This is a genomic window from Cellulomonas sp. P24, from assembly GCF_024704385.1.
Lineage (GTDB): Bacteria > Actinomycetota > Actinomycetes > Actinomycetales > Cellulomonadaceae > JAJDFX01.
This window is the reverse complement of sequence record NZ_JAJDFX010000002.1, coordinates 3,128,446-3,148,752: the sequence shown is the minus strand read 5'-3', so window position 1 is coordinate 3,148,752 and position 20,307 is coordinate 3,128,446. Positions and strand designations below refer to the sequence as shown.

21 protein-coding genes are annotated in these 20,307 nt (G+C 70.9%); 6 read left to right on the top strand and 15 right to left on the bottom strand.

Features of this window, described 5'->3' with window-relative positions:
• Positions 1 to 296: 296 nt before the first annotated feature.
• The 5 genes from LJB74_RS14790 to LJB74_RS14770 all read right to left on the bottom strand — a co-directional run bounded on the left by LJB74_RS14790 (position 297) and on the right by LJB74_RS14770 (position 3,838).
• Positions 297 to 1,598, bottom strand: coding sequence for a hypothetical protein (locus LJB74_RS14790; RefSeq protein ID WP_259309262.1), 1,302 nt, complete (start codon positions 1,596 to 1,598; stop codon positions 297 to 299).
• On the bottom strand, positions 1,595 to 2,194 hold the full coding sequence (locus LJB74_RS14785) for a SigE family RNA polymerase sigma factor (RefSeq protein ID WP_259309261.1): 600 nt from the start codon (positions 2,192 to 2,194) through the stop codon (positions 1,595 to 1,597). The genes LJB74_RS14790 and LJB74_RS14785 overlap by 4 nt, the downstream gene beginning before the upstream one ends.
• A 179-nt stretch (positions 2,195 to 2,373) precedes the next feature.
• Positions 2,374 to 3,021, bottom strand: a complete 648-nt coding sequence (locus tag LJB74_RS14780) for a bifunctional 2-polyprenyl-6-hydroxyphenol methylase/3-demethylubiquinol 3-O-methyltransferase UbiG (protein ID WP_259309260.1) — start codon at positions 3,019 to 3,021, stop codon at positions 2,374 to 2,376.
• 89 nt (positions 3,022 to 3,110) lie between these two features.
• A complete protein-coding gene (locus tag LJB74_RS14775; RefSeq protein WP_259309259.1) occupies positions 3,111 to 3,476 on the bottom strand; it encodes a GntR family transcriptional regulator in 366 nt (121 codons plus the stop codon).
• Positions 3,473 to 3,838, bottom strand: coding sequence for a hypothetical protein (locus LJB74_RS14770; protein WP_259309258.1), 366 nt, complete (start codon positions 3,836 to 3,838; stop codon positions 3,473 to 3,475). Before LJB74_RS14770 ends, LJB74_RS14775 begins: the two co-directional genes overlap by 4 nt.
• 210 nt (positions 3,839 to 4,048) lie before the next feature.
• Between LJB74_RS14770 and LJB74_RS14765 the strand changes: the two genes are divergently transcribed.
• Together LJB74_RS14765 and LJB74_RS14760 are read left to right on the top strand one after the other, a co-directional pair.
• Entirely contained in the window at positions 4,049 to 5,794 is a 1,746-nt protein-coding gene (locus LJB74_RS14765) for a pyruvate dehydrogenase (protein WP_259309257.1), read from the top strand.
• 67 nt (positions 5,795 to 5,861) lie between these two features.
• A complete protein-coding gene (locus tag LJB74_RS14760) occupies positions 5,862 to 6,497 on the top strand; it encodes a hypothetical protein (RefSeq protein ID WP_259309256.1) in 636 nt (211 codons plus the stop codon).
• Positions 6,498 to 6,507: 10 nt separating this feature from the next.
• Here the strand turns inward: LJB74_RS14760 and LJB74_RS14755 are convergent, their stop codons facing one another.
• Genes LJB74_RS14755 through LJB74_RS14745 form a run of 3 tightly spaced genes read right to left on the bottom strand, consistent with a single transcriptional unit; the run spans position 6,508 to position 7,835 of the window.
• Positions 6,508 to 6,675, bottom strand: a complete 168-nt coding sequence (locus LJB74_RS14755; RefSeq protein ID WP_259309255.1) for a hypothetical protein — start codon at positions 6,673 to 6,675, stop codon at positions 6,508 to 6,510.
• Complete coding sequence (locus LJB74_RS14750; protein ID WP_259309254.1) at positions 6,672 to 7,391, bottom strand: DsbA family protein; 720 nt, start codon at positions 7,389 to 7,391, stop codon at positions 6,672 to 6,674. Before LJB74_RS14750 ends, LJB74_RS14755 begins: the two co-directional genes overlap by 4 nt.
• A gap of 39 nt (positions 7,392 to 7,430) precedes the next feature.
• Positions 7,431 to 7,835: an HNH endonuclease gene (locus LJB74_RS14745; protein WP_259309253.1), complete on the bottom strand. Its 405-nt coding sequence runs from the start codon at positions 7,833 to 7,835 to the stop codon at positions 7,431 to 7,433.
• A 111-nt stretch (positions 7,836 to 7,946) separates the two neighbouring features.
• Between LJB74_RS14745 and LJB74_RS14740 the strand changes: the two genes are divergently transcribed.
• The 4 genes from LJB74_RS14740 to LJB74_RS14725 all read left to right on the top strand — a co-directional run bounded on the left by LJB74_RS14740 (position 7,947) and on the right by LJB74_RS14725 (position 12,242).
• Positions 7,947 to 8,195 (top strand): hypothetical protein, encoded by a 249-nt coding sequence (locus tag LJB74_RS14740; protein WP_259309252.1) that lies wholly within the window; start codon positions 7,947 to 7,949, stop codon positions 8,193 to 8,195.
• Between the two features lie 458 nt (positions 8,196 to 8,653).
• Positions 8,654 to 10,213 (top strand): Re/Si-specific NAD(P)(+) transhydrogenase subunit alpha, encoded by a 1,560-nt coding sequence (locus LJB74_RS14735; RefSeq protein WP_259309251.1) that lies wholly within the window; start codon positions 8,654 to 8,656, stop codon positions 10,211 to 10,213.
• The gene (gene pntB, locus LJB74_RS14730; RefSeq protein WP_259309250.1) at positions 10,213 to 11,595 is read left to right on the top strand and encodes a Re/Si-specific NAD(P)(+) transhydrogenase subunit beta; all 1,383 of its coding nucleotides are present in this window, start codon (positions 10,213 to 10,215) and stop codon (positions 11,593 to 11,595) included. Before LJB74_RS14735 ends, pntB begins: the two co-directional genes overlap by 1 nt.
• 131 nt (positions 11,596 to 11,726) lie before the next feature.
• Complete coding sequence (locus tag LJB74_RS14725; protein WP_259309249.1) at positions 11,727 to 12,242, top strand: mycothiol transferase; 516 nt, start codon at positions 11,727 to 11,729, stop codon at positions 12,240 to 12,242.
• A 97-nt stretch (positions 12,243 to 12,339) separates the two neighbouring features.
• Here the strand turns inward: LJB74_RS14725 and dgoD are convergent, their stop codons facing one another.
• From dgoD to LJB74_RS14695, 7 genes are all read right to left on the bottom strand, one after another.
• Positions 12,340 to 13,488: a galactonate dehydratase gene (gene dgoD / locus LJB74_RS14720; protein WP_259309248.1), complete on the bottom strand. Its 1,149-nt coding sequence runs from the start codon at positions 13,486 to 13,488 to the stop codon at positions 12,340 to 12,342.
• Positions 13,485 to 14,129, bottom strand: coding sequence for a 2-dehydro-3-deoxy-6-phosphogalactonate aldolase (locus LJB74_RS14715; RefSeq protein ID WP_259309247.1), 645 nt, complete (start codon positions 14,127 to 14,129; stop codon positions 13,485 to 13,487). The genes dgoD and LJB74_RS14715 overlap by 4 nt, the downstream gene beginning before the upstream one ends.
• Positions 14,113 to 14,964 (bottom strand): 2-dehydro-3-deoxygalactonokinase, encoded by an 852-nt coding sequence (locus LJB74_RS14710; RefSeq protein WP_396125178.1) that lies wholly within the window; start codon positions 14,962 to 14,964, stop codon positions 14,113 to 14,115. The genes LJB74_RS14715 and LJB74_RS14710 overlap by 17 nt, the downstream gene beginning before the upstream one ends.
• Positions 14,934 to 15,167 carry a 2-dehydro-3-deoxygalactonokinase gene (locus tag LJB74_RS20925; RefSeq protein WP_396125177.1) on the bottom strand — a complete coding sequence of 78 codons (234 nt, stop codon included), beginning with the start codon at positions 15,165 to 15,167 and terminating at the stop codon, positions 14,934 to 14,936. Before LJB74_RS20925 ends, LJB74_RS14710 begins: the two co-directional genes overlap by 31 nt.
• Before the next feature lie 165 nt (positions 15,168 to 15,332).
• Positions 15,333 to 16,409 (bottom strand): ABC transporter permease, encoded by a 1,077-nt coding sequence (locus LJB74_RS14705; protein ID WP_259309246.1) that lies wholly within the window; start codon positions 16,407 to 16,409, stop codon positions 15,333 to 15,335.
• Positions 16,406 to 18,934: an ATP-binding cassette domain-containing protein gene (locus LJB74_RS14700; RefSeq protein ID WP_259309245.1), complete on the bottom strand. Its 2,529-nt coding sequence runs from the start codon at positions 18,932 to 18,934 to the stop codon at positions 16,406 to 16,408. The genes LJB74_RS14705 and LJB74_RS14700 overlap by 4 nt, the downstream gene beginning before the upstream one ends.
• A gap of 94 nt (positions 18,935 to 19,028) precedes the next feature.
• Positions 19,029 to 20,087 (bottom strand): ABC transporter substrate-binding protein, encoded by a 1,059-nt coding sequence (locus LJB74_RS14695; RefSeq protein ID WP_259309244.1) that lies wholly within the window; start codon positions 20,085 to 20,087, stop codon positions 19,029 to 19,031.
• Between the last annotated feature and the right edge of the window lie 220 nt (positions 20,088 to 20,307).

The window sequence follows — 20,307 nt, the reverse complement described above, 5'->3', positions numbered from 1 at the left end:
CGTGAAGACAGTGCGCACCGCGCAGGGGGCAGGCGATGCGCACTGTCAGGTACGAGTGTGACGGCTCGAACCCCTCTTGGTCAAACGTCCAGACTCGACCGTTTGGGTGAATTTGTCCTGGTTCGCGCATCGTGCCTGGTGAGGCGATGGAGCGAGCCTCGGAGGCCGCCTGATGTCGGTCTCGACGAGGTTACAGTTCCTCGCCCGCCGGCACCCAGCACTCCTCCGGGTCGCTCCGGATCTGTCGACGCGCATTCCGCACGGTCGCGTCGTCGGTCGCCGAGATGGTCGCCACGTCAGGGGATCGTGACCGGCCACGGCCCCCCGTAGAAGAACTGCGGCGCGGTGACGCGGCTCGGGCCGTCCCACACGGTGTACATCACCCAGACGTCGTAGTCCCCGGAGGGGAGCGCTGCATCCATCGGGTCGCATGCGGAGTCGATGAGCGCCCCGTAGCTCACGTACGTCTGTCCGGGACCCCAGCTCAGCAGCGCACTCGGGCTGTACGGCAGGTTCTGGGTCTGCCCGACCACCACCCCGTGCTGGGTCACGGTCAGGGTCGGACCCACGAACATGCCGTCGGCTATCACGATCCCGGTGCTCGACAGCGTGACCGTCACCCCGATCCGGTTGCCTGCGTACGCTGCGTGGCCCGCCACGCTCAGCCCTGCACCCGGCACCGGCCCGCGGTCGTAGGTAGCGCCGCAGGTCGGCAGCCCCGCCAGGGCCCGCTGGTCCGAGCTCAGCTCGGCGATCCTGTCACCCGTCACCTGAGGTGCCGGCATGGGGCTCTCCACCGGGATGTCCCCGATGTGGAGCCCGGTCGAGGCGACCACCGTGACGACGCGCCCCGACGTGGCCGTCACCTCGACAGTCACCACCAGGTAGTAACCCTCTCCGGCGCCGTCGTTCAGCGGCGACCCGTCGCACGAGGCGAGTCGCACGTCAGCAGCGGCCGGGAACCCGTCCGGATCCGCCGGCAGCTGCGAGACCGGGTCAGGAGCCGCCGTCGGCAGGCCCTTGACCGTGAGGGTCACGCCATCGCCGGTCGCCGCAGCGACGTTCACGACGCGCGCTCGTGCCACAGGCTCCGCGCTCCCGAACGGGACCACGGTGACTGCCGTCCTGAACTCGGCGTTGGGATCGGACGACGCCTGCCCTCCCGCGTAGCCGTAGGACCACAGGAAGTAGGACGGCACTGCCGGAGAGCGGAGATCGATGGTCGTCCCGCACACGTGCGACGGATCCCACACCGACGGGAGGACGGTCGTCGGAGACGTCGTCGGTACGAGTGTCGGCTCCGAACCGGGCGTCAACACCGGTTCGGGGGTCGGCGTGGGCGTGAGGGTGGGCCCCGACGTCGGACTCGGGCTCGGCGTGACGATGGGGAGGACCGGCTCATCCGTGCGTGCGACGCCTGACGCCAGGACCGCCAGCGCGACCACAGCGGCGGCCGCGACACCGGCGATCGAGTACTGCGCCGTGCGTACCCGACGAGCATGATGCAGACGCCCGAGGATCTGCGACAGCGGAAGCTCGCGGTCCGTGATCGGATCGCCCGCCATGTCGTCCATGCCGCGATGCAGGTCGTAGTTCATGATCGACCCCCAGACGAGGTGCCGGACGGTTGCGACGGTGGCCCGGGCGCACCGACGTGGCGGGGTGACACGACGGCGACGGTCTCCTCTACCTCAGGCAGGTCGATCGGCCCCAGTCGGGTCTGCAGCTTGTGGACGGCATTGCTCAGGTATCGCTTCACGGTCCCGGGCGCCAGATGCAGCTGGTCGGCGACGGCCGCGATCGTCAGATCCTCGTAGTACCGCAGCACCACGCAGGCCCGCTCCTGCGGCGAGAGGGTCGCCAGCGCGGCGCGTAGGTCGATCCGATCGGCGATGGTCGGATCAGGGCCGTCGCCGGCCTCTGCCACCGCGACGAGGTGACGCACCGACGCCCACTTCCGGCGCCGACGGAACCCGTCGACGTACACCCCGACGATCGAGCGTCGGACGTATGCCTCAGCGACATCGGGGGTGAACCCGGTCCGGGTCCGCACGAACACCCTGACCAACGCGTCCTGAACGAGGTCCTGGGCCGAGGCTACGTCGCCGGTGAGCAGATAGGCGTAGCCCGTCAGCTGGCGACCACGCCGACGCACCAGATCGCTGAGCACCTCGTCGCCGTGACTCTCTGGCATCGCGAGCCCCTCCCCCGCTCATCGCCCGCGTCGGAGCGCGTGCGGCGAGCCGTCCCTCACGATACTGACGAATGGCGGGGCCGCAGGGTTGTAGGCGAGGGCTCGGGATTCAGGTCGCCCCACGGGGGCGGTGACGAGCGGCATCTTGCCGGCCCCGCCGCCGTCGCACGAGGGTTCGGCTACGCCTCCGCGTCCGAGACGCTGCGGCGCGCGTGCAGCACGGCGTCGTGGATCGTGACCTCTCGGCCGTCGGGGTCGGTCGCGGTCCGTCCGACCGTGGCGTTGGTGACGATCTCCCACTGCTCCGGATCCAGCAGGGCCGCGACGTCGTCACCCGTGTAGAGCAGACCCGCGGACGACGGTCGTCGCACCGTGGTCTCCAGGTCCGACGGGTGATGACCGACGACGAGCAGGGAACCGCCGGGCGCGACCGACTCGCTCAGACGCCGGAACAGCTCCTCGCGCTGGGCCTGCGGGAGGTGCATGTACTGGGCGGAGACGAGGTCGTAGGCCTCGCGGCCAGGCTCCCAGGCGGTGAGGTCGGCCTGCGTCCACGCGATCCGGTCGGCGACGTCCGCCCCGACCCGGCCGGCACGCTCCGCACCGCGCTCGAGCGCGACGACGGACACGTCGACCGCGGTGACCTGCCAACCCTGCTGGGCCAGCCAGATCGCGTCGGCGCCCTCCCCGGCCCCGACGTCCAGGGCTGACCCGACAGGCAGGTCGGAGGCCTCACCGACGAGGTGGCGGTTGGGTACGCCGCTCCAGACGGCGGGACGCGACCGGTACCGCTCGTCCCAGATCTCCTGAGCGGTCAGCTCCGACATGTCGACTCCCTCTTCCTGACGACCGCGCTCGCCGTTCCGACACCGGCCGTTCCGACGCCGGAGCCGCCGGCGCCGCGCGGGTCAGCATGTCAGATCCGGCTGAACGCACCGTCGAGCGCGCGGTGCGCCGCCGTGGGATCGAGGCCGAGCTGGCGCGCGACCATCGCGAGGGAGTCAGCGGCGGACGTGAGGTCCTCCGCCGAGGCGGTCGCGTGCGTGCCGTCCAGCACGACGGTGCCGTGGCGGCCCGCGGAGGCGACCAGTCCGTCCCGCGCGAGCGCCTCGTAGACCTTGTTGACCGTTCCGCGCGCGAGCCCGAGGTCGGTCGCGAGGTGGCGGATCGGCGGGAGCCTCGTGCCGGCGCCGAGCTGACCGGAGGTGATCAGCCGGGCGATCTGGGACCGGAGCTGCTCGAAGACCGGCACCGGCGAGCGCGCGTCGATGTGGACGATCACGGCAGCACGCCTCGCCACCGGCGCGGGGGTCGGGGCGAGGCCCGGTGCAGCAGGACGATCGCGGTCAGGGCTCCGCCGAGGACCACCACCGCCTGCGCTGCCGTCACCGGAGCGGCGTGGGGCCCGGGGATCATCGCCAGGATCCAGGTCGCGACGAGCACGGCGGACGCCAGCTGGAGCCGAGCGACGGACACGCCGGCGAACTCCCGGATCCGCGTGTCGACGACCCGCGCGCCGTCGGAGAGCACGGGCCGTCGCCTCCCGACGATCGCCGCCCGGGTCGCCTCGGCGAAGGCCGCCGGGACCAGGCCCGCGAGCGCGATCGACAGGAGGGCAAGCCCCTGACCGGTCACGACAGCCACGACGCCGACGAGCAAGGCGACACCGGCAAGGAGCCTGGCCGCCAGGACCAGGTCGGGCCGCGCGGCCGGCGTCTGCCCGGCGCGGTGAGCCGTTGCGCGTCGGCGTCCTCAGGGACGTCTCCTCCGTCACACCCGGCCCGAATCCGTCAGCAGGACTTCAGTCCCAGGCGCACAATGGAATCATCCCATGTTTCCGTCTGAGGAGTCGTCATGTCCCGCGCGCAGTCCGTCGCCGATCAGCTCGTCAACCAGCTCGTCGCCGCCGGGGTCCGCCACGTGTACGGCATCGTCGGCGACAGCCTGAACCCGGTGGTCGACGCGGTCCGTCGCACCGAGGGCATCGAGTGGGTGCAGGTCCGGCACGAGGAGGCCGGCGCGTTCGCCGCCGCAGCCGAGGCCGAGCTCACCGGGCGGCTGGCCGTCTGCGCCGGGTCCTGCGGACCGGGCAACCTGCACCTCATCAACGGCCTCTACGACGCCAACCGGTCCCGGGTCCCGGTGCTCGCGATCGCCTCGCACATCCCGAGCACCCAGATCGGCACGCAGTACTTCCAGGAGACCCACCCCGACCGGCTCTTCACCGAGTGCTCGGTGTACTCCGAGATGATCTCGAACGGCGAGCAGGCGCCCCGCGTCATCCGCAGCGCGATCCACCACGCCTACGGCGCTCCCGGCGTCGCCGTCCTGACCCTGCCGGGAGACGTCGCCGACCTCGAGACGACCGCCCCCGCACCGGACATCCTCACCCGCCCGAACGCTCCGCGCGTGGTCCCCGCCGCCGAGGACGTCCAGGCGCTCGCCGACGCGATCAACGCGGCCGGCAAGGTCACGATCTTCGCCGGGGCGGGCACCCGCGGCGCGCACGACGACGTCATCGCCCTCGCCGACAAGCTCGCCGCGCCGATCGGCCACAGCCTGCGCGGGAAGGAGCACATCCAGTACGACAACCCCTTCGACGTCGGCATGAGCGGCCTCCTCGGCTACGGCGCGTGCCAGGCGGCCATGGAGGGTGCCGACCTGCTCCTGATGCTCGGCACCGACTTCCCGTACGACCAGTTCCTCCCCGAGGGCGTGCGCACCGCTCAGGTGGACATCGAGCCCACCCGGCTCGGACGGCGCACCCGGATGGACCTCGCGGTGCTGGGCGACGTCGGCGAGACGGTGCGCGCGCTGCTGCCGCTGGTCCGCAAGGCCTCGAGCCGCACGTTCCTCGAGGCCATGGTCTCCAAGCACGCGAAGGCGATGGGCACCGTCGTCGGCGCGTACACCAAGGACGTCGAGCACCACCTGCCGATCCACCCCGAGTTCGCCGCGGTGGTGCTCGACGAGGTCGCCGCCGACGATGCCGTCTTCACGGTCGACACCGGCATGTGCAACGTCTGGGCCGCGCGCTACGTCACCCCGAACGGCAGGCGCCGGGTGATCGGCTCGTTCCTGCACGGCTCGATGGCGAACGCCGTGCCGCACGCGATCGGCGCCGCCAAGGCCTTCCCCGGCCGTCAGGTCATCGCGATGGCCGGCGACGGCGGTCTCTCGATGCTGCTGGGCGAGCTCGTGACCCTGCAGCACTACGACCTGCCCGTCAAGATCATCCTGTTCGACAACGCGACCCTCGGCATGGTGCGCCTGGAGATGATGGTCGAGGGTCTCCAGAGCTTCGCGACCGACTCCCCCGCGATCGACTACGCCGCGGTCGCCCGGGCCGTCGGCATCCACGCGGTGCGCGTCGAGCAGCCGACCGACATCCGCGGCGCGATCCAGGAGGCGCTCGCCCACCGGGGACCGGCGCTCGTCGACCTCGTCACCGACCCGCGGGCGCTGTCCCTGCCGCCCAAGATCACCCGCAAGCAGGTCGCCGGGTTCACCGCCGCCATGAGCAAGGAGATCCTCGGCGGCGGGATGGGCGAGGTCATGGCGATGGCGCGCTCGAACCTCCGGAACGTGCCGCGGCTGTAGGTGCACCGACGCGCGGATGCCTCCCGCGTCCAGCGAACGTCCAGCCAACGTGCCTACCGTTCCCGGCATGAGTCATCGGGCTGAGGCCGCCGACGTGAGGTCCGGCGACGCGGGCGTCGAGGGAAACAGCCGGCTGACCGGGACGGTCGGCGTCCTGCTGCTGATCCTGCTGTTCGCCGAGGGTCTGACGATCCTGAGCATCCGCGGGCTGATCACGCTGCACCTGTTCATCGGGCTGCTGCTGGTGCCCCCGGTCGCGCTGAAGATCGTGACCACGGGCTACCGGTTCGCCCGCTACTACACCCACGCGGCCCCGTACGTCCGCCGCGGGCCGCCCCACACGATCCTCCGCCTGATCGGCCCGGTGCTGATCGCCATGACCGCGGTCCTGCTCGGGACCGGTGTCTGGTTGATCGTCGTCGGACCGGACCATGCCGGGCTGATCCTCCTGGCGCACAAGGCGAGCTTCGTGATCTGGTTCGGTCTGACCGCGATCCACGTCCTCGCCCACGTGCGCGAGACCGTCGTCCTGGCCGCCAAGGACGTCCGTCGCCCCGACCCCGCGCGCCCGGTGCCCGGACGCGGCATCCGGACGAGCGCCGTCGCACTGGCCCTGGTCGCCGGAGTCGCGCTCGGTGCCGTCGTCACCCCGACCGCCACGGCGTGGACCACCACCCGCGCGAATGTCGAGGGCCACCGCTGAGGGGTTCGGCTCAGCGGCCCCGTTCCCGCACCGGGATCTCGCAGACCCCGTCGACGCACAGCCCCGCGTCCTCGTCGCCGACCGTCTCCAGACCTCCGATCGACTCGAGGCCCCCGAGCAGCCGGATGCCCGGCCGCCGATCCTCGACAGCCTCGTCCGCACCCGGGGTCGCGCTCATCGCGCCGGTCCGCTCGTCGTCGCGTCGTCGGCCGACGCCTCGCTCGCGGCGTCCGCGACCGCCCGGGCCAGGGTCGTCGCGAAGACCTCCGGGCTCTGCGCGCCCGACACCCCGTACCGGCCGCCGATGACGTAGAACGGCACCCCGGTGATCCCGATCTCCCGGGCGAGGTCGATGTCGTCCTGGACGGCCTGCGCATACGTGCCGTCGGCGAGGACCCGGCGCACGTCGTCCGGGTCGAGCCCGACCTCGGCGGCCAGCGCCGTGAGCCCGTCGGCATGCCCGAGGTGACGGCCCTCCTCGAAGTACGCACGGAACAGCCGCTCGACCAGCTCGAGCTGCTTGCCCTCGGCCTTGGCATGGTGCATCACCTGATGGGCCAGCAGCGTCTTGGTGTGACGCACCGCCGAGAAGTCATAGCTCAGCCCCTCGGCCGCGGCGAGCTCGGTCAGGTGGCCCAGAACGGGCGTGACCTGCGACTCCGGCAGACCCTTGTAGGCCGCGAGGAACTCGACCTCGCTGCCCTCGTAGTCCACGGGGGTGTCGGGCGCGAGCTCGTACGAGTGGTACTCGACCTCCACCTTCCCGCCGAACTGCCGCACGCCGCTCTCGAACCGGCGCTTCCCGATGAAGCACCACGGGCAGGCGACGTCGGACCAGATGTGCACCTCAACCGGGCTGTTCTCCGTCATGTTCACGCCGGGTCCAACCGGCATGAACGCTCCGACATTCCATCGCTGTCGGTATCCGTCCGGTCAGCCCACACCCTGCTCCGACGGCGCGGATGCCTCGGCAGGCCCGGCCGGCTCGACGGCGAACCTCCGGGCCAGCGCGGCCGAGACCTCGAGGTGCCGCACGAGGAACGCCCGCTCGTCGAGGTGCTTGCGCCGCAGCCAGCTCGTGACCTCGTCGTTGCACTTGCTCGCGTTGCAGGGTCCACAGGCCGGCGCGATGTTGTCGAGCGTGTAGCGCCCACCACGAGAGAGCGCCAGGACGCAGTCACGCTGCAGCGGCCGATCCGTCGCCCCGCAGTAGGCGCACCCGCCCCACGCCTCCTGGAGCGCCGTCCACTGCTCGTCGGTGAGGTCGTGCTCGACGCGCGCCATCCGACGCCTGCGCCGGCGTGCGGCCCGCGCCCTGCGACTTCTGTCGACGGCCACCGTTCCAGCGTACGGACCTCAGCCGCTGCCGCCGTCGCGCGCCTCGCCGGGCCCGGCCCGGTTCTGACCGGTTCGAACCATCCGGTCCGCCGCCGAGGCTAGTGTCGGCGGATGGCCGACACCCCGCTCTCACACCGGCGGCCGCAGTGGCGCTGGCTCGTCCTGATCGCGATCCTGATCGTGTTCGACGCGCTGCTCCTCGGCGTGCAGCGTGGTGAGTGCGTCGACTACGCCGGGGCCGCCGCCGGTCAGAGCACCTGCACGGTCGGCCCCGGACCGGGAGAGTGGGTCTTCGCGGTGATCAGCCTCGTCGTCGGGGTCTATGCCGCGCATCGCTTCGTGCGCTCGACTCGACGCTGAGCGACGGTCGACGCGGCGCCACGGTCTGGCGGTGACGGACCCAGGCGATCGGGAACGAGGACGGCGACGCAACCAGGGCATCGGGCGCTCCGCCGCCGCGTCGGCGACACCCCCGCACGGCTCGCTGCGGCACCGGGCGCGCGGTCTACATTGAACGCGGGCCGCGCCTCGTGGACGAGCAGGTCGGGGCCGCGGTCGGGAGAGGGTGTGGTCGTGTGCGGGTCGAGAGGTCCCGCACGTCGGCGCGTCTGGACCAACGGCCCATCCATGCTCGTCAGGGCACCACTATCGTCGGTCCGTGTCACAAAGGGTCATTCGGTGCCGAATGGGTTGCGGTCTCGTCGATGGCGACGCAGATGCGTGATCTTCCCGTCGAGGGCAGCGTTGCCCGCGGGTCCGTGCCGTCCTGTTTTCACCACAGGGGTGTGCTCTGCGCGCACCCGGACGAGGAGTAGTTGATGCTCATCGGCATACCCAAGGAGACCCGCACGGGTGAACGGCTCGTCGCCGCGACCCCCAAGACGGTCACCCAGCTCCGCAAGCTCGGCCACGAGGTCGTCGTGCAGTCCGGGGCCGGGCTCGGCGCCAGCTTCACCGACGCGGTCTACGAGGCCGCAGGCGCGACCATCGGCGATGCGCCGACCGTCTGGGGAGCCGACCTCGTCGCGGCCGTGAACCCGCCGTCGGATACCGAGGTCGCCTCCCTGCACGAGGGGAGCACCCTGGTCGCGATGCTCAGCCCGCACGCACGCGGCGACCTGGTCGCCGCGCTCGCCGCGCGGGGCGTGACGGCGCTCGCCCTCGACGCCGTACCGCGCATCTCGCGCGCGCAGGCCCTCGACGTGCTGTCGACGATGTCGAACGTCGCGGGCTACCGCGCGGTCATCGAGGCCGCCGAGGAGTACGGCGGGATGTTCACCGGCCAGGTGACCGCAGCCGGCAAGACCGCTCCGGCCACGGTGTTCGTCATCGGCGCCGGCGTCGCGGGCCTGTCGTCGATCGGCGCTGCGGCGAGCCTCGGCGCGCAGGTGCGCGCGTTCGACGTTCGCCCCGAGGTCGGCGAGCAGATCGAGTCGATGGGGGCCACGTTCGTCCAGGCGGCCACGGCGCAGCAGGAGGTGTCGGCGGACGGGTACGCCCGCGAGCTCACCGCCGAGCAGGAGCAGCTGACGCAGGCCATGTACGCCGAGGAGTCCGCCAAGGCGGACATCGTCATCACGACCGCCCTCGTGCGCGGCTCGGCGCCACGGACCATCACGGCGGCCATGGTGGCCGCGATGAAGCCCGGCTCGGTGATCGTCGACCTCGCGGCCTCCGGCGGCGGCAACTGCGAGCTCACGGTGCCGGGCGAGAAGATCGTCACCGACAACGGTGTGATCATCATCGGCTACACCGACCTCACGAGCCGGATGCCGCAGCACACGTCGCAGCTGTTCGGCACGAACATCGTGCACCTCATGACGCTGCTCACGCCGGCCAAGGACGGGGCGTTCGTGCTCGACCTGGAGGACCAGGTGCAGCGCGGCATGACCGTGGCGAGCGGTGGCGAGATCCTCTGGCCGCCGCCACCGATCCAGGTCTCGGCCGCGGCACCCGCACCCGCCGTGGCGGCCGCACCGACGGTCGACCCGGTGGAGAAGGCCCGCCGCGAGGCCGAGGAGGCCAGGCGCAAGTCGATGCGCCGCATGGTGTGGACCGGTCTGGGCGTGGTCCTGGTGACCCTCGCGATGACCTACTCACCGACGGTGTTCCAGACGAGCTTCACGGTGTTCGCCCTGGCCGTGTTCATCGGGTACTACGTGATCTCCAACGTGTCGCACTCGCTGCACACGCCCCTCATGTCCCAGACCAACGCGATCTCCGGGATCATCCTGGTCGGCGCGCTCCTCCAGCTCGGGTCGGACAACACCCTGGTGACCGTGATCGCGTTCCTCGCCGCCTCGGTCGCCAGCATCAACATCTTCGGTGGCTTCCTGGTCACGTACCGGATGCTCGGCATGTTCCGGAAGGACGCCTGATGCTCACGTCTCTCGTTCAAGGCGTCTACCTGATCGCCGCGGTGCTCTTCATCCTGTCCCTCGCGGGGCTGTCCAAGCCGAGCTCCGCCCGGCAGGGGAACATCATCGGCATGGTCGGCATGGGCCTCGCCCTCGCCGCGACCGTCGCGCTCGCGCTGGACCGTAGCCAGCGGCCGATCATCGTCACGCTGATCCTGGTCGTGCTCGTGTTCGCGATCGGCGCCACGATCGGCATCTGGCGGGCTCGCACCGTCGAGATGACGCAGATGCCCGAGCTGATCGCGATGCTGCACAGCTTCGTCGGCGCCTCGGCCGTGCTCGTCGGCTACAACTCGTTCATCACCGAGCCGGCCGAGACCGTCCACCAGGTCGAGGTCTTCCTCGGGGTGCTCATCGGTGCGGTCACCTTCACCGGCTCGATCGTCGCGTACCTGAAGCTCTCCGCGAAGATCAAGAGCGCGCCGCTGATGCTCCCCGGGCGCAACATGCTCAACCTCGGCGCCCTCGTGGTGTCCGCCGGCCTGATGGGCTGGTTCCTGGCCACCAACTCGGTCGTCCCGTTGGCCGTCATGACCGTGATCGCCCTGCTGGTCGGCTGGCACCTCGTCGCCTCGATCGGCGGCGGGGACATGCCGGTCGTGGTCTCGATGCTGAACTCGTACTCCGGGTGGGCGGCCGCGGCAGCGGGCTTCATGCTCAACAACAACCTGCTCATCGTCACCGGTGCGCTCGTCGGCTCCTCCGGTGCGATCCTGTCCTACATCATGTGCCGGGCGATGAACCGCTCGTTCATCAGCGTGATCCTCGGCGGCTTCGGCGTCGAGGGCGGCACGGTCGCCGCCGGCGACGTCGACTACGGGGAGCACCGCGAGGTCCTCGCGCCCGAGGTGGCGGAGATGCTCAGGAACGCCAGCTCCGTCATCATCACCCCCGGCTACGGCATGGCCGTCGCCAAGGCCCAGTACCCGGTCGCGGACCTCACAGCCCGGCTCCGGCACGCCGGGGTCACGGTGCGGTTCGGCGTCCACCCGGTCGCCGGTCGTCTCCCCGGCCACATGAACGTGCTGCTCGCCGAGGCCAAGGTGCCGTACGACATCGTCCTGGAGATGGACGAGATCAACGGTGACTTCCCCTCGACCGACGTCGTCCTCGTCATCGGGGCCAACGACACCGTCAACCCCGCCGCCCTGGAGGATCCGAGCTCCCCGATCGCGGGGATGCCCGTGCTCGAGGTGTGGAAGGCCAAGCAGGTCATCGTGTTCAAGCGCTCGATGGCCACCGGGTACGCCGGCGTGCAGAACCCGCTGTTCTTCCGCGAGAACACGGCGATGCTCTTCGGCGACGCGAAGGTGCAGGTCGAGGCCATCCTCGCGGCACTGTAGGCGTCGCACAGCGGTTCCTGGTCCACGCGCGAGGGCGCCGGTGTCTCGACACTGGCGCCCTCGGATCCGGCCCTTCGAGGGTTACCGTGAGGTGACGGTCAGGAGCGGCGTGGAGCGAGGGGCGGAGCACGATGGACGTGGCAGACCTGCTGATCGACGAGTTCGGGCGCGTGCGCGAGGTCGTCCACCGCGTGGTCGAGGGCCTCACACCCGATGAGCTCTCCTCCCGGGTCGACGAGGACGCCAACTCGATCGCCTGGCTCGTGTGGCACCTGACCCGGGTCCAGGACGACCACGTCGCCGACGCGTTCGGCGTCGAGCAGGTCTGGACGGCGCAGGGATGGGCGGAACGCTTCGCCCTCCCGCTCCCGACGGCCGCGACCGGCTACGGCCACCGGTCCGCCGACGTCGCCGCCGTCACCGTGTCGTCCGGCGAGCTGCTGACCGGCTACCTCGACGCCGTGCACGCGCAGACCGTCGCGCTGCTCGCCGAGCTCGAGCCCGCCGACCTCGACCGCATCGTCGACGAGTCCTGGGACCCGCCGGTGAGCCTCGGCGTGCGGCTCGTCAGCGTGACGGCCGACGACCTCCAGCACGCCGGGCAGGCGGCCTTCGTCCGCGGGATGCTGTCGCGGCGCGAGCACTGAACGTCGCCTGGTCGCCGGCACGCGCTGCAACCCGGTCGCCGGATCACGACTCGGTACCGGCTCGCCACTCGGCAGCAGGTCGCCGCTCGCTACCGGCTCACCACTCGGCGACGGACCCGTCGGCGTGACGCCAGATCGGGTTGCGCCACCGGTGCCCCTCCCGAGCACGTTCCACGACGTACTCCTCGTTGACCTCGATCCCCAGCCCGGGCCCGTCCGGGATGGCCACCATGCCGTCCTCGTAGGCGAACACCGCCGGGTCGACGACGTAGTCGAGGAGGTCGTTCGACGTGTTGTAGTGGATGCCGAGGCTCTGCTCCTGGATGAACGCGTTGTGGCAGCCGGCGTCGATCTGCAGGCACGTGGCAAGGGCGATCGGCCCGAGCGGGCAGTGGAGCGCGAGCCCGACGTCGTAGGCCTCCGCCATGGCGGCGATCTTGCGCGTCTCGGTGATCCCGCCGGCATGCGACGGGTCGGGCTGGATGATGTCGACCGCGCCGCTCGCCAGGATCTCCTTGACGTCCCAGCGTGAGAAGAGCCGCTCCCCGAGCGCGATCGGCGTCGGGGTGTTCCGGAGCACGTCGAGCATCGAGTCGACGTTCTCGCTGAGGACGGGCTCCTCGATGAACATCAGCTTGTACGGCTCGAGCTCGGCGATCAGGACCTTCGCCATCGGCTTGTGCACGCGGCCGTGGAAGTCGACGCCGATGCCGACGTTCGGACCCACCGCGTCGCGGACGGCAGCGACGTTGGAGAGGCAGAGCTCGACCTTGTCCCACGTGTCGATGTACTGCAGCTCCTCGGTCCCGTTCATCTTCACTGCGGTGAAGCCTCGATCGACAGCATCGCGCGCGGCGGCCGCCGTCTCGGCCGGGCGATCGCCGCCGATCCACGAGTACACCCGCATCCGGTCACGGACGCGCCCGCCGAGGAGCTCGTGCACGGGGACGCCCAGCGCCTTCCCCTTGATGTCCCACAGCGCCTGGTCGATCCCGGCGATCGCGCTCATCAGGATCGGTCCGCCCCGGTAGAAGCCCCCGCGGTAGAGAACCGTCCAGATGTCCTCGATGTTGCGGGCATCCTGGCCGATCACGTAGTCGGAGAGCTCCTCGACGGCGGCGGCGACCGTCGCGGCACGCCCTTCGAGCACCGGTTCACCCCATCCGACGATCCCCTCGTCGGTCTCGATCTTGAGGAACAGCCAGCGCGGCGGTACCGCGTAGGTGGTCAGCGCGGTGATCTTCATGCGGTGCCTCCTGAGGTGGTGGTCGTTGCCGCCCATGCCGCGAGGATCCCGGCGGCACGACGGCGCAGCTCGTCGATCTCGAGGCCCGCGCGATACAGCGAGGACCCGATCCCGAACCCGGTGGCCCCGGCTGCCCGCCACGCCGCCAGGTTCGACGCGTCCACGCCGCCCACGGGGAGCAGTCCCGTCCCGCGCGGGATGACGGCGGTCCACGCCCGGAGCCCGGCCGTGCCCACCTGGTCGGCCGGGAAGATCTTGATGCTCCGGGCCCCGGCCGCGAGGGCGGCGAAGGCCTCGGTCGGGGTCGCCGCACCCGGGAAGGACTCCATGCCGAGCCGCACCGTCTCGCGGATCACCGCGGGATCGGTGTTCGGCGAGATGATCATCTCCGCCCCCGCCTCACGGCACTGCCGGACCTGCTCGACCGTCAGCACGGTCCCGGCGCCGACGGCGCAGTCGTCCGGCACCGCCGCCCGGAACGCCTCGATCGACCGGAGCGGGTCCGGCGAGTTCAGCGGGATCTCGAGCGCCCGGAACCCCGCGTCGTAGAGGCACCGGCCGACATCGGCCGCCTCTCGCTCCGTCACCCCGCGGAGGATCGCGATGAGCGGCGGGGCCGCGTTCTCAGTTGACGTTCTCACGTTCGCCCCTTCTCGCGTCGCGACCACCGGGCCGGTCGTCGACGACGACCTCGTCCTGAACCAGGCCGGCGGCCACGGCGACGTGCCACATCCCTGCGGCCGCCGCACGCGGCGCGGCGAGCTCGGCCGGGACACCTCGACGCGCGAGGGCACGTCGGTAGCGTTCGTTGAGCTGCGCGTTCCCGCACAGGAGGACGTCGCTCGCGTACCCCTCGAGCCAGGCGGCCCCGATCCCGGCCAGCTCGTGACCGATCAGCAGGCCGGACACGTAGTCGCCCACCTGGTGCGGCGCGAGCATGCCCGTCAGGACCATGGTGCGGGCGGAGAACGCCGTGGTGAGGATCCCGCCGCTCCCGGCCGGTGACGTCGCGACCTCCACCCCCTTGTCGAACGCGGTCCAGTCCGGGAGGTCCGGTCGTTCCGCCAGGAGGGCGAGCGTGCTGTCCTTCATCAGGAGGGCGTAGAGCTCACCGGTCATGCAGGTCGTGAAGGCCGTCACCGTGGTGCCGACCACCCGCACCCACTTCGAGTGCGTCCCGGGAAGGACGACGATCCGCTCCTTCGTCCCGTCGGCCGCGACGACGCCGTCGGGTCCGGCGAGCGCCCCGAGGATCTGCGACTCCTCCCCGCGCATGACGTCGGGCAGCGCCGCCGAGGAGATCAGCCCGGGGATGATGTGCACGACGACGCCCGCGCTGGTGCGCACCTGCGTGAGCGCCGGCCCGGGCGACGCGAGGTCCGCGGGCACCTCGCGGTAGGCGGCCTCGGCCCACCCACGGTTGCTCCCGACCATCCCGCACGCAATCACCGGGATCCGGGGGCGGCAGCCAGCCACCCGCCGCAGAGCTCGTCGAAGACCTGCTCGAACACCTCCTGCGCCGGGGTGCCGGCGGCGACCGCACGCGCGGACACGGCCATGATCCCCGAGGGGCTCTGCCGCTCCGACAGCACCGTCCCGCCGTCGCCGAGCAGGTACGCGCGGCAGCGGGTCGTGCCCCAGTCCAGGGCGACGGCACGTGCCCTCGTCAGTTCCGTCATGTCCTGATCCCGTCTGATCGCCGTGGGAGCGGGGGCCGGGCGTCACCGCCGCCGTTCGTGCGTCGCCGTCGGCCCGCGGGGCCTACGCCCTCGCCCGGCTCGTCGTTCCCGGTGCGGCCGGGACCAGCTCGGCCGGCATCCGGCCGGAGGGTCGTCGGCCTGCTGTCACGTCTGCGCGCCCTGGGGTGACGGGCCGACCGGATCCCCGGTGGCCGCTGGAACCGCCGGTCCCTGTCGACCGCGCCGCAGCCGGCCACGGCGGGCCTCTCCTCCTGAGCCGCCACCCGCCACGAGGAGGACGGCGATGATCAGGATGCCCTCCCCGACGTTCTGGATGCCGATGTCGAGCTTCGAGGACTGCATGAGCGTCAGGACGAGCGTCAGGAACAGCGCGCCGCCTGCCGTGCCGACGGCCGTGCTCCGGCCACCGGCGATGAGGCTGCCGCCGAGCACGACGGCACCGATCGACGCAAGCTGGTACGGGCGCCCCATGTTGAGGAACGCGGAGTTGTTGTAGCCCGCGAGCGCGAGGCCCGCGAACCCCGCGAGCACGCTGCTCGCGAGATACGTCCCGGCCCGGATGACCCCGACCGGCACACCGCTCAGGCGTGCCGCCTGCTCGCCCTGGCCGACGGCGACGAGCTGACGCCCGCGCACCAGCCAGCGCATGCCGAGCGCGACGGCGATCGTCAGGAGCACGGCGATCTCGACCAGCCGAGGGACGCCGAGGAACGTCCCGCGCACGAAGTCCGCGAGGGCAGGGCTCGGTGCACCCTGCGTGGCATGGCTCGCGTACACGTTCACCGCGGAGTCGGCGAGGAAGCCGACCGCCAGCGTGCCGACGATCGGAGGCATGCCGAGCCCGATGATCACCGTGGCGTTCGTCAGCCCGACCACCAGCCCGAGCCCGAGGGCGACGGCGATCCCGGTCACCAGCCGCGAGTCGCTCCCGTTCATGACACCGGAGGACCAGTACGCGCTCAGGGTGATCACGAACGGCACGGACAGGTCGATCCCGCCGCCGCCACCGGTGATCACGAGCATCTGCCCGAGCGCGACGAAGGCGAGGAACGAGGCGGCGGTCGCGTTGATCGTCAGCGACCCGAACGAGAACCGCTGCGTGACCACCCCGATGAGCACCCAGGCGATCAGCGACCCGAGGATGGCCCACACCCAGGGCGCACGCTTGAGGAACGCTCCGCGCGTCGCCCATGCCGTCTGCATCCGACTCGACGTCGTCATGATGTCCGCACCTTCCTGGCCAGGCTGCGCCCGGCGAGCACGAGGATCAGGATCAGGCCCTCGACGGCCGCTGTGAAGTTGGGGTCGACGCCGAGCAGGCTCAGCAGCACACCGACGAGCGAGAGCGTCACGGCACCGGCGACCACGCCGACGGGTTCGACGACGCCGCCGATGAACTCGCTGCCGCCGATGATCACGGCGGTGACGCTGAGGAGCGTGTAGGACTGCGCTGCGCTCGCGTCGCCCGACGTGGTCACGGCCGTCAGGGCGAGACCGGCCAGCACCCCGAACACCCCGGCGATCCCGAACGCCATGCTCCGGATGGCCAACGTCGACCAGCCGGCCGTCGAGATGGCGACCGAGTTGTTCCCGAAGCCGCGGAGCAGCACGCCGAACCGCGTCCGCATCATCACCCACCACCCGGTGCCGGCTGCGATCACGGTGAGCAGGACGGGTTCCGGCACGACCGGCAACGAGAGCGAGTAGACGTCGATCAGCCACGACGGCGCCTCACCGCCCACCATCGGCAGCACCGTCTGCGCCAGTCCCAGCCAGACGAACGACGCACCCAGCGTCGCGACGATGGCCGGCAGGCGCCGCACGTGCACGAGAGCTCCGAGCAGCATGTACGCCAGCACCGCGGCGACGAGGCTCAGGGCTCCGAGCAACGGGCTCTTCGTCAGCCACGTCACGCCGATCACGTTCACCAGGCCCAGGAGCGAACCCAGGCCGAGGTCGATGTCGCCCACCGCCACGACGAACATCTGGGCGATCGCCGCCAGCACGAGCGGCAGGCTGGAACCGATCAACAGGTTCAGCCCGTTGGCTGCGAGCACGTCCTGGTTCAGGGTCTGCAGGACGCCGAGCATGACCGCGACGACCGCGACCGGGACGGGCCAGCGTTGGCCGCGCATCCGGGTCCGGATCGCGGTCGCCACGCGGTGCAGGCCGCTGTCGGGTGCCGCTGCGCTCTCCGACTCCGCCGTCCTGTCGAGCTGGCGCTGCCCCTGGAACGCGGCCGTGACGAGGTTCTCGCGGGTGAGCTGCTCACCGGACAGCTCGGCCACGACCGCGCCGACCGACAGCACGTACACCCGGTCGCACGCCAGGAGCTCGAGCTCCTCGGTGCTGTAGATCAGTCCGGCGCGGCCCCGGTGCGCGGACTCCCGGAGGAGCTCGAACACCTCGCCCTTGGTCCGGGGGTCGACGCCGCGGGTCGGGTCGTCGAGGATCACGAGGTCCGCCTCGGTGCCCAGGGCTCGGGCGATGACCACCTTCTGCTGGTTCCCGCCGCTGAGCGCCGTGATCGGGTCGTCGGCGCCGGCGGTCTTGACCGCGAGCCGCGTCAACCAGTGGGCGATGAACTCGTTCTCCGCCGCACGCTTGATCACCCCGGCACGGGCGAGCCGCGGCAGGCTCGAGAGCGTCAGGTTGCCGGCGATCGGCCACAGCGGGAAGAGGCCCTCGCGTCGGCGGTCACCGCTGACGAACGAGACCTCGCCGCCGAGGCGGACGGCCGAGCCGTGGTCTCGGCGCCGCGCGTCGAAGACCGTGCGCAGCAGCTCGCGCTGTCCGCTGCCCTCGAGTCCGTAGATGCCGACGATCTCCCCCGCGTCGACGTGCACGCTGACGTCGCGCAACGGTCCTCGGGTCAGTCCGGACACCTCGAGGAGACGTCGGTGCCCGTCGGTGCCCGGCTCAGTCGTGGTCGCGGTCTCGGCGGTCTTCTCGGCGACCTCGAACCCCGTCCCACCGCTCATGATCGCGACGAGCTGGTCGCGCGTGACGTCCGCCGTCGCGCTGCGCCACACCGCGCTGCCGTTGCGCATCACGACCACGTTGTCGGTGAGGTCGAGCACCTCCGTCAGACGGTGGGTGATGAGGATCGTCGCGACGCCGCGGCTCCGCACGGTCGCGAGCAGGTCACGCAGCTGCTCGACCCGGTCCGCGGGGAGCGCCGAGGTCGGCTCGTCGAGGATCAGCACCCGCAGGTCCGTGCTGCTGACCGCGCGCGCGATCTCGACCATCTGCTGCTGGGCGAGCGAGAGCCGGGACACCTCGGAGTCGGGAGAGATCCCGCTTCCCGGGAATGCGAGCTCGAGCGCGGCAGCCGCGCGCTCCTTCATCGCGGCGCGCAGCCCGACCCGGCGTTCCCGGCCGAACTCGACCAGGAAGTTCTCGAACACGCGGAGGTTGGTGCACAGCGAGAGCTCCTGGTGCACGGTCCGGACGCCCCGCTCGTGGGCCAGGCGCGGTGAGAAGTGGCTGAGGTCCACCGGCTCGCCCCCGATGGTGAGGCGGCCGGTGTCGGCGGCGACCTCACCGGCGGCCAGCCGCATGAGCGTGCTCTTGCCGGCACCGTTCGGCCCGATCACGCCGACGACGTGCCCGGGCGCCACCGACAGGCTCATGTCGTCGACGGCTCGGGTCAGCCCGAACGACTTGCTCACCCGGTCCACGTCGATCGCCCAGGTCGCGGTGGCGACCCCGGTCGCCGCGCGGACCGTCTCTGACTCGCTCGACATCGTCCTGCTCCTCGTTGCGCCTTGTGTCTGGGCTCAGGGGGCCTCCAGGGCGTTCACCGTGCGGGGGCACGGTGAACGCCCTGGGACCGGTTCCTTACTGGTTGAGCAGGTTCGCCTTGACCCACGCGTCGTCGTAGACCATCGAGGCGACCCCGTCCACGGGGAGGTCCTTGTACGTGGGGAGGTCCGCCGCGGTGATGGTGAGGAACTGCATCTTCAGGTCGTGGTTGACCTTGACGCCCTTGGCCACGTTCACGCCGAGCCAGAACGCCGCGGTGCTGATCGACGGGTCGGTCGAGGCCGACTCGCTCGGGTAGGGGCCCTTGGCGAGCTGCTCGGCCCACCACTTGAGCTCGTAGCCGCGGTTCCCGAAGTAGATCAGCGGGGTCGGGAGGTTCGCCGCCGCGAAGGCCTGCGCGACGCCGTAGCCGCCACCGTCGATGATGACGCCGTCGACCTTCGGCAGCGTCGGCAGCAGCCGTGCGACAGCCGACTGTGCCGTCGCGTCGTCCCAGTCGCCGTAGACCTCGCCGACAACCTTCAGGTTCGGGTGGTTCGCGAGCTCCTGCTTGGCTCCGTCGTACATCTGCTGGTCGATCACGGTGCCGGTGACCCCGCGGACGATCAGGACGTTGCCCTTGTCGCCGATGCCGTCCGCGACGACCTTGACCATGTGGGCACCGAAGGTGATGAAGTCGTAGTTGAGGTTGTACGAGTCCGTGCTGGTCGCCGTGCCGTCGAAGGTCACGACGGCGATGCCGGCCTTGGTCGCCTTGGTGATGACGCCGTTGAGGGCGGTCGGCGACGCGGCGTCGACGAGGATCACGTCGACCTTCTTCAGGATGAGCCCGTTGATCTGCGAGATCTGCTGCTCGACGGTCCCGTCGGCGTTCGTCACGACGAAGTCGGCGATCTCGCCGCTCTCCTTCGCCTTGGTGGCGACATCGGTGAACGCGGCGACCATCTGCTTGCGCCAGCTGTTCCCGATGAACGAGTTGCTGAGCGCGATGACGGGCTTGGCCGCGGTGCCGGAGGTTGAGCCGGCCGTACTGGAGGAGTTGGAGCTGCTGCCACAGGCAGACAGGACGATCGCCGCCACAAGGCCGATAACTGCCAGGGTCAGCCGCCCACGCACTTCGCGCCTGGATCTCATGTGATGCCACCTCACTGTGTCATGGTCGATCGGGGGAGCAGAACGCATCAGGTGCGGCCGATCGTGCCGCTCACAGAGTCGTTCTCATGCCGGTGCCGACGGTGTCTCGCGGGCGTCGTCGCCGTGGAGACTGTCGACGTTGGTGCAACATGTGCAACACTGATGCCGTACGTGCACATCCTGTGGCACGGCGTGCCATCTGTCAAGAGGTGAGCTGGCG